Source organism: Pseudomonas sp. NPDC089406, from assembly GCF_044900265.1.
Taxonomy (GTDB): domain Bacteria; phylum Pseudomonadota; class Gammaproteobacteria; order Pseudomonadales; family Pseudomonadaceae; genus Aquipseudomonas; species Aquipseudomonas fakonensis.
The window spans coordinates 22,180-34,981 of sequence record NZ_JBJDNC010000046.1 but is presented as its reverse complement, the minus strand read 5'-3'; the positions used below and the strand labels follow the sequence as shown (position 1 = coordinate 34,981).

At 61.3% G+C, this 12,802-nt stretch carries 14 protein-coding genes; 6 read left to right on the top strand and 8 right to left on the bottom strand.

Going from position 1 to position 12,802, the window contains the following annotated elements; genetic code table 11:
* Positions 1-464 precede the first annotated feature (464 nt).
* The 4 genes from ACI2KK_RS24630 to ACI2KK_RS24615 form a co-directional block, all read right to left on the bottom strand.
* Complete coding sequence (locus tag ACI2KK_RS24630) at positions 465-1,619, bottom strand: cysteine desulfurase family protein (protein WP_404670993.1); 1,155 nt, start codon at positions 1,617-1,619, stop codon at positions 465-467.
* A 165-nt stretch (positions 1,620-1,784) separates the two neighbouring features.
* Complete coding sequence (locus ACI2KK_RS24625; protein WP_404670992.1) at positions 1,785-2,264, bottom strand: DUF2269 family protein; 480 nt, start codon at positions 2,262-2,264, stop codon at positions 1,785-1,787.
* Position 2,265: 1 nt separating this feature from the next.
* Positions 2,266-3,372 (bottom strand): saccharopine dehydrogenase family protein, encoded by a 1,107-nt coding sequence (locus ACI2KK_RS24620; RefSeq protein WP_404670991.1) that lies wholly within the window; start codon positions 3,370-3,372, stop codon positions 2,266-2,268.
* Between the two features lie 273 nt (positions 3,373-3,645).
* Positions 3,646-4,569 (bottom strand): LysR family transcriptional regulator, encoded by a 924-nt coding sequence (locus ACI2KK_RS24615; protein WP_404670990.1) that lies wholly within the window; start codon positions 4,567-4,569, stop codon positions 3,646-3,648.
* A gap of 140 nt (positions 4,570-4,709) precedes the next feature.
* Here ACI2KK_RS24615 and ACI2KK_RS24610 point away from each other — a divergent pair, with 140 nt between their 5' ends.
* The 4 genes from ACI2KK_RS24610 (at position 4,710) to ACI2KK_RS24595 (ending at position 8,810) form a co-directional block, all read left to right on the top strand.
* Positions 4,710-5,939, top strand: a complete 1,230-nt coding sequence (locus tag ACI2KK_RS24610) for an acyl-CoA dehydrogenase (RefSeq protein ID WP_404670989.1) — start codon at positions 4,710-4,712, stop codon at positions 5,937-5,939.
* A gap of 132 nt (positions 5,940-6,071) precedes the next feature.
* Positions 6,072-7,436, top strand: coding sequence for a PAAR domain-containing protein (locus ACI2KK_RS24605; protein WP_404670988.1), 1,365 nt, complete (start codon positions 6,072-6,074; stop codon positions 7,434-7,436).
* The gene (locus ACI2KK_RS24600; protein ID WP_404670987.1) at positions 7,429-7,827 is read left to right on the top strand and encodes a hypothetical protein; all 399 of its coding nucleotides are present in this window, start codon (positions 7,429-7,431) and stop codon (positions 7,825-7,827) included. The genes ACI2KK_RS24605 and ACI2KK_RS24600 overlap by 8 nt, the downstream gene beginning before the upstream one ends.
* Before the next feature lie 620 nt (positions 7,828-8,447).
* Positions 8,448-8,810 carry a hypothetical protein gene (locus ACI2KK_RS24595; protein ID WP_404670986.1) on the top strand — a complete coding sequence of 121 codons (363 nt, stop codon included), beginning with the start codon at positions 8,448-8,450 and terminating at the stop codon, positions 8,808-8,810.
* A gap of 51 nt (positions 8,811-8,861) precedes the next feature.
* Here the strand turns inward: ACI2KK_RS24595 and ACI2KK_RS24590 are convergent, their stop codons facing one another.
* The gene (locus ACI2KK_RS24590; RefSeq protein ID WP_404670985.1) at positions 8,862-9,560 is read right to left on the bottom strand and encodes a pentapeptide repeat-containing protein; all 699 of its coding nucleotides are present in this window, start codon (positions 9,558-9,560) and stop codon (positions 8,862-8,864) included.
* A gap of 180 nt (positions 9,561-9,740) precedes the next feature.
* Between ACI2KK_RS24590 and ACI2KK_RS24585 the strand changes: the two genes are divergently transcribed.
* On the top strand, positions 9,741-10,238 hold the full coding sequence (locus tag ACI2KK_RS24585; protein ID WP_404670984.1) for a GNAT family N-acetyltransferase: 498 nt from the start codon (positions 9,741-9,743) through the stop codon (positions 10,236-10,238).
* Between the two features lie 100 nt (positions 10,239-10,338).
* Positions 10,339-10,641 carry a hypothetical protein gene (locus ACI2KK_RS24580; protein ID WP_404670983.1) on the top strand — a complete coding sequence of 101 codons (303 nt, stop codon included), beginning with the start codon at positions 10,339-10,341 and terminating at the stop codon, positions 10,639-10,641.
* Positions 10,642-10,860: 219 nt separating this feature from the next.
* On the opposite strand, the gene ACI2KK_RS24575 is transcribed toward ACI2KK_RS24580, so the two are convergent.
* The 3 genes from ACI2KK_RS24575 to ACI2KK_RS24565 form a co-directional block, all read right to left on the bottom strand.
* On the bottom strand, positions 10,861-11,148 hold the full coding sequence (locus ACI2KK_RS24575; protein ID WP_404670982.1) for a hypothetical protein: 288 nt from the start codon (positions 11,146-11,148) through the stop codon (positions 10,861-10,863).
* A 218-nt stretch (positions 11,149-11,366) separates the two neighbouring features.
* The gene (locus ACI2KK_RS24570; protein ID WP_404670981.1) at positions 11,367-12,101 is read right to left on the bottom strand and encodes an alpha/beta hydrolase; all 735 of its coding nucleotides are present in this window, start codon (positions 12,099-12,101) and stop codon (positions 11,367-11,369) included.
* A 4-nt stretch (positions 12,102-12,105) separates the two neighbouring features.
* Positions 12,106-12,660: a PAAR domain-containing protein gene (locus ACI2KK_RS24565; RefSeq protein ID WP_404671000.1), complete on the bottom strand. Its 555-nt coding sequence runs from the start codon at positions 12,658-12,660 to the stop codon at positions 12,106-12,108.
* Between the last annotated feature and the right edge of the window lie 142 nt (positions 12,661-12,802).

Here is a 12,802-nt window from a genome sequence, read left to right as displayed (position 1 = left end):
TTAGCCGCGAACACCGGCGCAGCCGGTGCCATGCACCGCGTCGTCTGCTTCGCGGGTAAACCCGCTCCCACAGGATTGTGCGAAGCCTGAATCAGGCTCTGTCCCTGTAGTAGCGGCTTTAGCCGCGAACACCGGCGCAGCCGGTGCCATGCACCGCGTCGTCTGCTTCGCGGGTAAACCCGCTCCCACAGGATTGCGCGAGGCCCGAATCAGGCTCTGTCCCTGTAGGAGCGGCTTTAGCCGCGAACACCGGCGCAGCCGGTGCCATGCACCGCGTCGTCTGCTTCGCGGGTAAACCCGCTCCCACAGGATTGTGCGAAGCCTGAATCAGGCGCTGTCCCTGTAGGAGCGGCTTTGTGCCGCGAAAGGGCTGCGCGGCAGCCCCGGCAATTTTGCATGATGCCGATATCCTGGGGCCGCTACGCGCCCCGTCTCGACCGGACGGCGCCCCGGCAAGGCCGCTCCTACCACAGCGCCACCGCGGCCGCCCCGAGCACCCGCCCGAACACTGCTACCGCCTGGTCCACATCCGCCTCACGGGTAAAGCGCCCGATGCTCACCCGCACGCTGTTGCGCGCCTGGTGTTCGCTCAGCCCCAGGGCCAGCAGCACGTGGGAAGCCGCGTTGCTCGCCGAGTTGCAGGCCGAGGTGCTCGATACGGCCAGTTCGCCGGCCAGGGCCAGGCTGTTGTAGCCCTTGCTGTCGATACACAGGTTGAGGGTGTGCGGCACGCGTTGCAGCGGGCAGCCGTTCAATGTCACCCCCGGCAGCGCCAGCAGCCCGTCACGCAGGCGCCGCGACAGTTGTTCGATACGCAGGTGCTCGGCGTCACCGGGCTGGCCGGCCAGGGCGAAGGCGCTGCCCATGCCGGCGATCTGGTGGGTGGCCAGGGTGCCGGAGCGCAGGCCGCGCTCGTGGCCGCCGCCATGCATTTGCGCACGCAGCCCGTCGCGGGCGCGGGGGCCGACGTACAACGCGCCGATGCCCTTGGGGCCATAAACCTTGTGCGCCGAGAACGACATCAGGTCCACCGGCTGGCGGGCCAGGTCGATGACCACCTTGCCCACGGCCTGCGCCGCATCCACATGCAGCAGGGCGCCGTGGGCACGTACCAGGGCGCCGATGGCCGCGAAGTCGGTGGTCGTGCCCAGTTCGTTGTTCACCGCCATCAGCGACACCAGGCGGGTGTCCGGGCGCAACGCCGCCTGTACGGCCTGCGGCTGGATCAGGCCCTGGGCATCCGGCGCCAGGCGAGTGATGGCCCAGCCTTGGCGCTCAAGCTCGGCGGCGGTGTCGAGCACGGCTTTGTGCTCCAGCTGGCTGGTGATCATATGGCCAGCGGTGCCGGCGCCCTGGGCGATGCCCTTGAGCGCCAGGTTGTTGGATTCGGTGGCGCCGGAGGTCCATACCAGTTCATCGGGCTGCGCGCCGACCTGGTCGGCCACCTGGCGCCGGGCCTGTTCTGCCGCTTCGCGGGCGGCCTGGCCGTAGAAGTGGCCGCTGGAAGCGGGGTTGCCGAAGTTGGCCTCGCGGCCCAGGCAGGTGAGCATGGTTTCGATGACCCGGTCGTCGACGGGGGTGGTGGCGGCGTAATCGAAGTAGAGCGGGGCGCTGGTCATGATCGGGAGCGGGTCCGTGCAGGGGGGCCGGTGGTCGGCCGCCATGAACCGCATGCTACGGGGGCGCTGCGGCGAAGGTTTTCCCTTCTTACCGCAGGCTGGCGCTGATTCAGAAATATCGTTTCGCCATTAGCTTATGACGTAGAAAAAAATTCTTCCGTGGCCTTAAAACCACTGCCAGGGGGCCAGTTTGCTGACCATCACCAGCACCATCAGAAACATCCCGGCAAACCCCGCGACGCCCATCCACAGCCAGCAGCGGTACAGCCGCTGGTAACCGGCAGGCAGTGGCGTGCCGCTTGCGCAGGCCTGGGCGGCGAGGGCCTGCATGCGTTTTTGCAGCACCAGCACCGGCAACCACAGCGCGCCCACGCTGAAGAAGATCAGCAGCGCCGCCAGCAGCCAGCCGCTCGACCAGTCCATGCCGGTCAGGCGCACCATGGCGTAGCCGGTCAGCAGTTGCAGGGCGCCTGCCGGGGTGGTGATCCAGGCATCGAAGCGCACCACAAGGCGTGCCACGGCGGCGATCACCCGGGTGTCGCCGGTGCGGTGGGCGGCGATCAGGTACAGGTACGAGCCCATGCCGAACCCGAACAGGAATATCGCGGCGATCACATGCAGGTACTTGAGCAGCAGGTAGTCCATGTCAGCCGCGCCGGTAGTCGAGGCTGTAGCGGACCTTGTCCGGGGCATCGATGGCGGCCAGGTATTCGGCCACGCTGATTTCGCCGACACAGGGCCGTGCACCGGGCTGTGGCCGATAGCCTTCGGCCACCTTGGCGATCAGCGCCACGGCGGCGCAGCTGGGGATTTCCGGGCCCTTGTCGTCCAGTGCCGTCACCTGGGCGTGCAGGCGCAGGGGCTGACCGCTTTCATCGCGGCCGCGCACGTCCAGGTACATGGCGCTCTTGCCGTCGCCCCAATGCTCCACGCGCACGCCCAGGCGGTACAGGCGCCGTGCCCACGGCAGCGGGTCGCGCACCAGGCCCAGCTTGACCAGCAGCGCCAGCGCCGCATTGGCCAGCCCGCCGGCCATCAGCCCGGAGCCTGCCTTGAAGGCCACGCTGGCGGCGCCGTAACGGGCCGGGAAGATCGCCATGTCGGGTACATCCACATTGTTCAGCAGGCGCCAGCCGAGCCCCGGCAGGTGGCGCAGCTGCAGGCCCAGCCAGCCGTCCACGGTGCTTGGGCGGCCATTGCGCCATTGCGGGATGGGCCGGCCGGCGTAGGCCAGCACGCCTTCGATGGTGGAAAGGCCAGGCATTTTTGCCGACGAGGTGATGCCATGCTCGATGCCCTCGATATGGCTGAAGCGGTGGCGCTGTTCGTCAAGAATCGCCGACGACAGGCTGGGCACCGAGCTGCAGCCGCTGAGCAGGGCAACGCCGGCCTTGCGGGCGCGCTCGTCCAGCTGGGCGATGCCGCTGACGAACGCCCGGCAGTCGGCCAGGTCGCAGTAGTTCACGCCGGCCTCGATGCAGGCTTCGGCTACGCGGTAGGGCTGGCCCTGGAACGGCCCGCCGGTGTGGATCACCCAGTCGATGCGCAGCGCGCGCAGGGCCTCGGCAAAACCGTCGGCCATGGCATCGCCGCACCAGCGTTGGCTATCGGTGAGTTGTTCGGCAAGCGTGGCCAGGGAGGCGGCGTTGCGCCCGGCGATCACCAGCTGTACCCCCGGCATGCGGTCCAGGTGGCGGCAGATGATGCGCCCGAAATTGCCGTAGGCGCCGATCACCAGGGTACGGATGGGCATGCTGCGCGTTCCTTGTGCGGGGGCTGGGTGGCCCGGGTCAGGGCGGCGCAAGGGTTACTGAAAGTGCCGGGCAATGCAAGCGTGTGGGAGGCATTGCCTTGCTCAATTTCTGAAGGCTGGCGCGGTCCTTGTAGGAGCGGCCTTGTGTCGCGAAAGGGCTGCGCAGCAGCCCCAAAATATGTGCCTTACACAAAATTGCCGGGGCTGCTGCGCAGCCCTTTCGCGACACAAGGCCGCTCCTACAGAGATCGCATAAGCCTCAGGGCTGTGCTTTTAAGCCTCGGCCTCCAGCGCCTCCTGCGCCGCCACCCGCTCGCACAGCTCGATGATCTGCTCGCGCATCCAGCGGTTGGCCGGGTCCTGGTCGGTGCTTTCGTGCCAGTACAGGTGGGTTTCCAGCGCCGGCACTTCCACCGGCAGCGGCTGGTGGCGCAACTGGTGGCGGCGGGCGAAGCGTTCGGGCACGGTCATCACCATGTCGGTCTGCTGCAGCACCTGCGAGGCCATCAGGTAGTGCTGCGAGCGCAGCGCCACGCGCCGCTGCACGCCCATCTTGCCCAGCGCCAGGTCGACATAACCCAGGCCGTTGCGCCGGCTGGAAATATGGATATGGGTCATGCCCAGGTAGCTGTCCAGCGTCAGCTTGCTGTCGGCCAGCGGGTGGCCGGGGCGCATGGCGCACACGTAGTGGTCCTGCATCAGCTTGACGTGGCGCACCTGCGGGTCGGTGTTCAGTGGCGCGTCCACGGCAAAGTCCAGGCGCCCGGCGGCCAGCTCCTTGGTGGTTTCGCGGCGCTTGCACAAGAAACTCTCGATCACCAAAGCCGGGGCCAGGCGGCGCAGGCGCTGGAACAGCGCCGGCAGGATCACCGCCTCGGTGAGGTCGGTCATGCTGATGCGGAAGGTCTTGCTGGCCTGCTGCGGGTTGAAGATGCGGCTTTCCTGCACCGAGGTGCGCAGCAGCGCCAGGGCGTTGCGCACCGGGCCGATGATGTTCTGCGCCATGGGCGTGGGCACCATGCCCTGGGCGGTGCGCACGAACAGCGGGTCGTTGAAGGTTTCGCGCAGCCGCGACAGGGCGTTGGACACCGCCGGCTGGGTGATGCCGACGATCTGCCCGGCGCGGGTCAGGTTGGCTTCGGTATAGATGGCGTCGAAGACGATGAACAGGTTGAGGTCGACCTTGCTGAGGTTCATGGGCGCCGCTCTTTGTTGGAATTATTCGCCGGATCATATATCGGTTATGAATGTTTATACACGTAGAAAATAGGCTAGGTGGATTCAGCCCGGCTGTTCTAGGCTGCGCCCATGTTCTTCACTGACCGAAGGTAGCCCCGATGGATTTCGCCTATTCGCCCAAGGTGCAGGCACTGCGCGAGCGTGTCAGCGCATTCATGGATGCATACGTGTACCCGGCCGAGCCGGTGTTCGAGCGCCAGGTCGCCGAGGGCGACCGCTGGCAGCCCACCGCCATCATGGAAGAGCTCAAGGCCAAGGCCCGCGCCGAGGGGCTGTGGAACCTGTTTTTGCCCGAGTCGGAGTACGGCGCCGGCCTGAGCAACCTTGAGTACGCGCCGCTGGCCGAAATCATGGGCCGTTCGCTGCTGGGCCCCGAGCCGTTCAACTGCTCGGCGCCGGACACCGGCAACATGGAGGTGCTGGTGCGCTACGGCAGCGAGGCGCAGAAGCGCCAGTGGCTGGAACCGCTGCTGCGCGGCGAGATCCGCTCGGCATTTGCCATGACCGAGCCTGATGTGGCCTCGTCGGACGCCACCAACATGGCCGCCACCGCCGTGCGCGATGGCGATGAGTGGGTGATCAACGGCCGCAAGTGGTGGACCTCCGGCGCCTGCGACCCGCGCTGCAAGGTGATGATCTTCATGGGCCTGTCCAACCCCGATGGCCAGCGCCACGAGCAGCACTCGATGGTGCTGGTGCCCACCGACGCGGTGGGGGTGAAGATCGTCCGCCCGCTGCCGGTGTTCGGCTACGACGACGCCCCCCACGGCCACGCCGAGGTCGTGTTCGAGAACGTGCGGGTGCCTTATGAAAACGTGATTCTGGGCGAGGGCCGCGGCTTCGAGATCGCCCAGGGCCGCCTGGGCCCGGGCCGCATCCACCACTGCATGCGCTCGGTTGGCATGGCCGAACGCGCGCTTGAACTGATGTGCAAGCGCTCGGTGCAGCGCACCGCCTTCGGCAAGCCGCTGGCGCGCCTGGGCGGCAACGTCGACAAGATCGCCGACTCGCGCATGGAAATCGACATGGCCCGCCTGCTGACGCTGAAGGCTGCGTACATGATGGACACCGTGGGCAACAAGGTGGCGCGCAGCGAGATTGCGCAAATCAAGGTGGTGGCGCCCAACGTGGCATTGAAGGTGATTGACCGGGCTATCCAGATTCACGGTGGCGCCGGGGTCAGCGGCGACTTCCCGCTGGCTTACATGTACGCCATGCAGCGCACCCTGCGCCTGGCAGACGGGCCGGATGAAGTGCACCGGGCAGCCATTGGCAAGTACGAGATCGGCAAGTATGTGCCCAAGGAGATGCTGCGCAGCGGGCGGTGAGGGGTTATGAAAAATGTCGCCGCGTAATGGCCTTCTGTATCTGATGTAGGACATTTCTGAAGCGGTGCCTGGCCCGATTTTTCCTGCCGCTGCGCTGCTAGTTTCCCGTGCTTTGTATAGGGAAGCGTGCGTATGAGCCGGGTTGAGATTGCAGGTGTCGGGCAGGCGCTGGATGGCGATGCCACCACCACGGGGGCGGTGTGCATCGCCAGTGAAGGCACCCGTCGCGGTGACGGCAGAGCAGTGTTGCGTATGGGGGATTCGACTACCGAATGCCCCAGATGCAAGCAGGTGGGCACGGTTGCCGAAGGCATTGCCTGGTTCATCTCCCAAGGCCGGGAGGTGGCATTCGATGGGGCGCTGGTTGCCTGTGGTTGCCCGCTTGGCAGCAACCGGGTGGTGGCGCCGCTGGGCAGCATGCCGGCGCCTCGCTCGGCACCTGTCGCTGCTGCGTCCTCATTTTCGGCGCCAACCCGGTCCCCGTTGGCTTCGCCTGCGCCTGGCGCGGTGCTGGAGCCAGGTTTCCATATCGTGCGCCGGAGCATGTCCGGCCCGCAGGTGCTGGCCGAGCTGCTGGCGCACGACCACAGGCTGCCGATGGCCCGGCTGCAACGCCTGAACCCCACCTTCGAGAAAGGCTTCAAGGCCGGCGAAATCTTCGTCCTCGGCGACCCCGACAACCACCACGCCTGTACCCGCGAAGAAGCCGACCTGATGGCGGCGGCGCAGCGCGCGCGGGAGGCGTTGGCGGGGCTCGATGAGCAAGAGGCCAACTTCATGATGGAGCACATCGGCGAAATTGCCGGGGTGCTCAGTGGTGCCAGCCAGTCGATGGGGGTGGGTAAGGACATGTTGTCGCGCGGGCTGGGGCAGGTGGCTGACACGCTCAAGGGCATCGAGCAGTTGCACCAGCGTGAGTTCGGCTTGCATGGGCACCTGAAGAGCCCGCAGTTCTTTGCTTCACGCCAGGCGTTGTACCAGCAGTTGGACGCGCAGTTGCGCAGTGCGTTCCTGGGCAAGTACCTCAACCTCGGCGGGCATGAAAGCCTGCGCAAGGGCTTGGGGATTTCCACCAAAAGCCTGGTGCACCACTGGTCCAAGGCCGGGGCTCCGGGGGCGATACCTGGGTATGCGACGCATCTGGATGAGGTGGCGAAGATGGCTCGGTATTTGAAGTATGGCGGGCATGTGGCGGTGGGGTTGGGGGCGACATCGTCGTATATGAAGGTGCAGGAGGCTTGTCGGGCGGGGGAAACAGAAGAATGTAGACGTGTTCGGTTTACTGAAACCGGTAGTTTTACGGGTGGGCTTGCAGGGGGCTTGTTCGGTGGGACAGTTGGTAACTTTGCCATTAAGGCCTTTTGCTCATTCGGGCCTTGGGGGCGAGCTACCTGCGGTATTTTGGTTATAGGAGCTTCCTCTTTTGGCGGAAGTAAAGTAGGAGCGTTTTTAGGAGAGAGCGGAGGGGAGATGCTATACGAGGTGGCCTATGATTGATTTGAGTTGGTGGCCTGCGTGGGCCAGGTTAGGGTTATTGCTTGCTCCTTTTCTTATCGGTTTGACGGGGCTGGCCATTGTGCTTCACATCGCAGGCTCGCGACATTTCGAAGTTATGTGCGAATCCCTGAAACGAAGCCCAGGTCTTCATGAAGAGTTGAAAAATGGCGGCGCATTTACATTGAAATTTCGACTTCAAACGGTGAGCGCGATGACGGCGGGAATGATTTGGCCGGCATTAGGTATTCGCCAGGGTTGGTTGAATGCACAGGACAGTGAAAATTTTCCGCCTTATTTGAGAAGGCGTATGAAACTTGGTATGTATTGCGTGCTTGCAGCTTTTGGTTGTATGGCTTTTTTTGCGCTTTTGGTTGGTTTTAAAAGTGTTTGATACGTCTGACAGTTTCACAGGTGGTTTGGCAGGTAGTTCCTTAGGAGATCAACCAGCTCTATCAGCTGTGCTGTCGCGCAGAGAACGGGGCTCGTAAAGCACCACGGGCCCTGTGGCAGCAACTGTCTTGTGCTGCCTGTACTGGCCTCATCGCCGGCAAGCCGGCTCCTACAGGTTCAGCGCAGGGCTCAGGCGCGGTGCAACCCTGTGGGAGCAACTGTCTTGTTCAATTTCTAAAATCTAGCGCGATCCCTGTGGGAAGCGACCTTGCCGGGGCGCCGTCCGGTCGAGATGGGCTGCGCAGCAGCCCCGGCAATCTTGCATGAGGCCGAGGCCTTGGGGCCGCTTCGCGACCCATCTCGACCGGACGGCGCCCCGGCAAGGCCGCTTCCCACAGAGACCGCGTTAAATCAATGAGTTGTAGTTTGTTCTAGGAGAGGGGGCTGGGCGGTTACGCGATGCGGGCCGTTTGTCGTTTCAAACCCATTAGCGGGGCTGTTTGTGGGCTTACTGTTGTTGGCGTGGTTTCTTATGCAGGTAGTGCAGGGGGGCTTTTGGCGAGGCCATAGCAGATTTCATTTATGAGGTTGCCTATGTTCGATCCAGGTAGTTGGCCGACCATGATAAAGCTGACCTTGCTTCTGATGCCCGTATTCATGGTGCTCATCGGGATGGCTATTATCTGGCTGGTCGCGGGTACGCGGATATTTTTTGTGATGTGCGAAGCTTTTAAAAACAGTCCGGGGATAGACGAGGATCGGAAGTTATGGGGTGCCTTGACGTTGAAGTCGCGTAGTTTGATTGTTTGCGGAGTCAGCTTTGGCATGATCTGGCCCGCACTGGGGGTTCGCCAAGGTTGGCTGAGCATGGCAGATTACATGGCGGCACCTGTCTTCTTGAAGCGAGGCCTTCAAATATCTTTTTGGTGTAATACAGCTGGGACTGTATTGCTGGTGGTTACTTATTATTTATTTGTCAGCTAATCCTGTTGGGGTGGGGCGTGTGTGAGCCAAAGCTACCGCGGGCCGCAAAGCTCAAAGCACGGTAAGCCCCAACCCTCGCAGCAGAATATTCGCCTGCGCCTTGGAAATGATCGCGCCTTTGAACAGCTTGGCATCCGCAAGCTGCAGGCCGCCCAGGTCAGCGTCCCTCAGGTCGGCACCATCGAAGCGGGCGCCCACGACCCGGGCATGGGCAAGGCTGCCGCCGTTGGTGAAAACGGCCTTTCTGAAATCGCACCCCGACAGGTCGGAGTCACTGAAGTCCAGGTTCTCCAGGGTGGCTTTGTAAAACGAGATACCGGACAAGTTGACGCTGTTCAGTCGGCACTCGGAAAATGCCAAGCCCAACGATGAAACGTCGTTGAAGTTGGAACCTGTGAGTTTGCAGCCGTCGAAGTTAGCCTGGGACAGGCGGGCACGCTGCCAGTTTGAATTGTTGAGGTCACTGTTGCGAAACTGAGCATCGACCAGGCTTGCGCTGCGGAATGTCACGGCCCCCAGGCGGCACCCTAGCCAATGTGTTTCATCCAGCGTGGCATATGAAAAATCGGCTTCATTGAACAGGCATTGCTCGAACAGGGCACCGGTAAGGTTTAAGCGCTTGAGGTCCTGATGGCTGAAGTCGACCTTGTTGAAGTGCAAGGGCGCAGCGTGTTGTTTGATGATTTCAGTTAATGGCTGAAGTTCTAGAACTTCTTGATTAACCAGGAAGCGTGAAAGGGCTTGGCTCATGCAGGAGGCGCCTGAAGTTCAATTGGCGTACAGGCTATTTACGGCACCTGTTCAAGTCAATATTGACAACTTTTAGGGTGGTGTGAGCAAAGCGGGCGGGGAAATGATCGGCCAGGCCGTTTGCCCGCCGTGGTTCATTCGGGTAGAACGTCCCGACATTCCGCTGCGCAACCTGTGCCCATGCCCACCTGGACCTTCACCCCCGCCACCCGCTCGGCCATCGCCGAAACCGTGCGCTTCATCGACACTGCCCGCCGCCAGCTTTTCCCGCTGCTGGCCGACTCGCCGCTGCCGCGCGACCTCGCGCAGTTCAACGAAACGTATATCGATGGCCCCGGCCACTTTCTGGTCGCCTACGCCGATAACCAACTGATCGCCGGCATCGGCTACCTGCCCTACGATCACCGCTTTGCGCAACTCGACTACCACGCTCGTAACACCGTGGAAATCGTGCGCCTGTTCGTCACCCCGGCCTACCGCCGCCATGGCCTGGCCGCCGCGTTGTTCGGCGCCTTGCGCGAGCATGCGGCAGCGGCGGGAGTCGAATGCCTGTACCTGCACACTCACCCGTTCCTGCCGGGGGCGATCCGCTTCTGGGAGCGGCAGGGCTTTCGCATTGTCGATATCGAGCCGGACCCGCAGTGGCAGACCACCCATATGGAGCTGATGCTCGGGTAAGCGCCCTACAAGGCCACGCCAATGTTCAACATCTGGTTCATTTCCATCGCCGCGCCATTTGCATAGGGTTTGCGTTCCAACCCAAAAAGGAGCCAACCCCATGCCGGAACTTGCCCTGTACAAAGTCAGGCTGCTCAACGAATTCGAAGCCCGCGAAGACGATTGGACTTTCGGCGACTTCGAGCGCCGCCTGACCCAGGTAAAGCCCGCTGCCAACTACCAGGACGCCAAGGGCATCATCAACGCCGGCCACCGTGACGGGCGCTGGCCGAAAACGGTGAAGCGCTACCTGCTGAGCAACTTCAAGGTGTTCGGCAATGTCAGTGTCGAGTTCAGCGAAACTTTCTCCCAGGTGATGGACAGCCTGACCCCGCGGGAACGGGTGCAGTGGCAACTGAACTGAACGCAGCCCCGCAGTGACCGGTGCGGCCGCAGGTTTTCATACGCGCCGTGCGTCGCTGGGAGTGCCTGCCAGGCACTGCTGCAGCGGCTGGTCACTGCCGATCAGCCGCCTATACTGCCATCCCTTTCAAGGTGTTCGCGTTAGGACTGACAGGCGCATGCCGAAGGTTCGCATCAGCACCTGCAGGCCCTGACACAAACACCTTGAAAGGGATGGCCTTTACTGCGCCTTTTGCCCGAAGCGTTCCAGCATCAATGCGCTGGGTACAGTGAGCACCTCCGAGAGGTACGGTTTGAAGCCCCAGGAGGTGACACTTACCTTGCAGTTGATCGCTGAGCCGCCTTGAAGGAGTGGCAGGTAGTATTCATATCTATTCAGTGTGGCAGGCTCACCGTTGCGATGGGTATATTGGAACTGCATCTCCGCTTCATAGCGCGTCGGGTCAGCCGTGCGGGTCACAACTCCCATGGCCTGCGCGTAGATTAGATGATCCCATGCAAAATTCATGTCTCCATCAAACGAGCAGATCAGAGCCGGGGGGGATTTGCTGGACTCAGGGATGTTGAATATCGTGAAAAGATTGGTGCTGCTGCTGAATAAAAATTTGTAATTCCCGTATTGATCCTTATGGATGTCAATGAATTTCAGTACTGCTGGTGGCTGAGGGGCCGTTTTTACACACCCTGCGCAGAGGACTATGAGAATTAAGTAGGCTGGCCACTTTATCATGGTGCTATGTTCTCGATAAACGAGTCGAAGACTAGGTCGCAGGCCGATTTGTTGTCAAATATACGGTCGATGAATAGCCCGTCTGCCGCCGCATGATTCCTGTTGGCAGACTTGTTGAATGTAGGGCCATTTTTTATAACCCAGCGCTCACCCATTTTGGCAACGCCATCTGAGTCGTCGGGGCGCTCGGGCTTGGCTAGGACGTTTATCCATTGCTCTGCGACAGGCGAAGGCTCTTTCATGTAGATGTCTGAGCCGAGCCAGACTAAAATACCCTTGCCAACGGGATCCAGAGTCACAAGGATTTTTATCTTATACCCCTGTTCGGATAGCAAGCGAGAGAGGTGGGCGCCATTCCATCCACCTAAGCTATGGCCAATTATATAAATTGGAGATTCTTTGCTAGGAATGTGGGAGATGAAGTGCTCCTTGATGTCGTCCTCGCCTTTCGCGTCATCGTATCCTTTTGTAATTACGATATATTTCGATTCGCTTATTTGAGCTTTTGTTATTCTATTGGTGAATAGGTTGCGGGCGTAGTTGATGTTGCCATTCGGACCTTCTGTGTAATATTTTTTTTGATCAGCTGCGCCACCAATGAAAAACACAACAGGTTTTTTAACTGAAATGGGAACGACCTTGGTGCTCGGCATGCTTTTGTCAGTCAGTGCATGCGTAGTCGCCAAGCTGGCGGTACTTCCATCCGCGAGGGTGATTTTTTCAGCTTCCATGCTGCTAGTCCTGGACAAATAGTTTGATGTTTTCGGCAAGATTCGAACTGATGAGGTGCGTGTACCCCATTTCATCGCTGATGCCCTGCTCGAGGCTGCCATTGGCTCGTTGTACGGCGTAGGCATGGTTAGGAAGCGGCTTGCCAGTCTCGGCATTCACCAACAGAATTTTGTCGCTGAAGTAGACCGGCATCGGCGTCACCGGCGTTACCGGCGCTGAGATAACGGTGTCCCCGATAAAAACAGTGCCAGCCCCAGCAACGATTGAGTTGCCGTGTGCGCCAACACTTCCGACCGTTGCAGCGTTCAGGCCATTGATGGTGACAGTGGACGATACACCGCCAGTGATCGGGCTTCCGCACGCTGAAGTATCGTTGAGACGGGCGGCACCGAGGCCTTCAATTATGACGTCGGATGACCCGCTACTGATGGTATTGGGGCCATGTCCAGGTATTGGGCACACGGTAGGGTCGCTGAGACGGGCAGCCGGCTTTCCGCTCATATGAAGTTCCTTTTCATACGGAATGATGGGAGTGTTTTTCGATAGAGATGCCAGCATCTGACGGTGCAGGGTCTGCATCACTCGTTTGAGTGATCAGCAGTCGTTACTGAAAGATGGCATTTTGATGTCTTTTGGATGATACCTAACAAGATGAGGTATTTCCAGATGGCTGCCAGCGCTAGCGTGCAATGGGCCTGCG

Bases quoted from the DNA above. Each gene is read 5' to 3' on its own strand.
- ACI2KK_RS24630 (WP_404670993.1), bottom strand. From the start codon at position 1,619: ATGACCAGCGCCCCGCTCTACTTCGATTACGCCGCCACCACCCCCGTC.
- ACI2KK_RS24625 (WP_404670992.1), bottom strand. From the start codon at position 2,264: ATGGACTACCTGCTGCTCAAGTACCTGCATGTGATCGCCGCGATATTC.
- ACI2KK_RS24620 (WP_404670991.1), bottom strand. From the start codon at position 3,372: ATGCCCATCCGTACCCTGGTGATCGGCGCCTACGGCAATTTCGGGCGC.
- ACI2KK_RS24615 (WP_404670990.1), bottom strand. From the start codon at position 4,569: ATGAACCTCAGCAAGGTCGACCTCAACCTGTTCATCGTCTTCGACGCC.
- ACI2KK_RS24610 (WP_404670989.1), top strand. From the start codon at position 4,710: ATGGATTTCGCCTATTCGCCCAAGGTGCAGGCACTGCGCGAGCGTGTC.
- ACI2KK_RS24605 (WP_404670988.1), top strand. From the start codon at position 6,072: ATGAGCCGGGTTGAGATTGCAGGTGTCGGGCAGGCGCTGGATGGCGAT.
- ACI2KK_RS24600 (WP_404670987.1), top strand. From the start codon at position 7,429: ATGATTGATTTGAGTTGGTGGCCTGCGTGGGCCAGGTTAGGGTTATTG.
- ACI2KK_RS24595 (WP_404670986.1), top strand. From the start codon at position 8,448: ATGATAAAGCTGACCTTGCTTCTGATGCCCGTATTCATGGTGCTCATC.
- ACI2KK_RS24590 (WP_404670985.1), bottom strand. From the start codon at position 9,560: ATGAGCCAAGCCCTTTCACGCTTCCTGGTTAATCAAGAAGTTCTAGAA.
- ACI2KK_RS24585 (WP_404670984.1), top strand. From the start codon at position 9,741: ATGCCCACCTGGACCTTCACCCCCGCCACCCGCTCGGCCATCGCCGAA.
- ACI2KK_RS24580 (WP_404670983.1), top strand. From the start codon at position 10,339: ATGCCGGAACTTGCCCTGTACAAAGTCAGGCTGCTCAACGAATTCGAA.
- ACI2KK_RS24575 (WP_404670982.1), bottom strand. From the start codon at position 11,148: ATGAATTTTGCATGGGATCATCTAATCTACGCGCAGGCCATGGGAGTT.
- ACI2KK_RS24570 (WP_404670981.1), bottom strand. From the start codon at position 12,101: ATGGAAGCTGAAAAAATCACCCTCGCGGATGGAAGTACCGCCAGCTTG.
- ACI2KK_RS24565 (WP_404671000.1), bottom strand. From the start codon at position 12,660: ATGCTGGCATCTCTATCGAAAAACACTCCCATCATTCCGTATGAAAAG.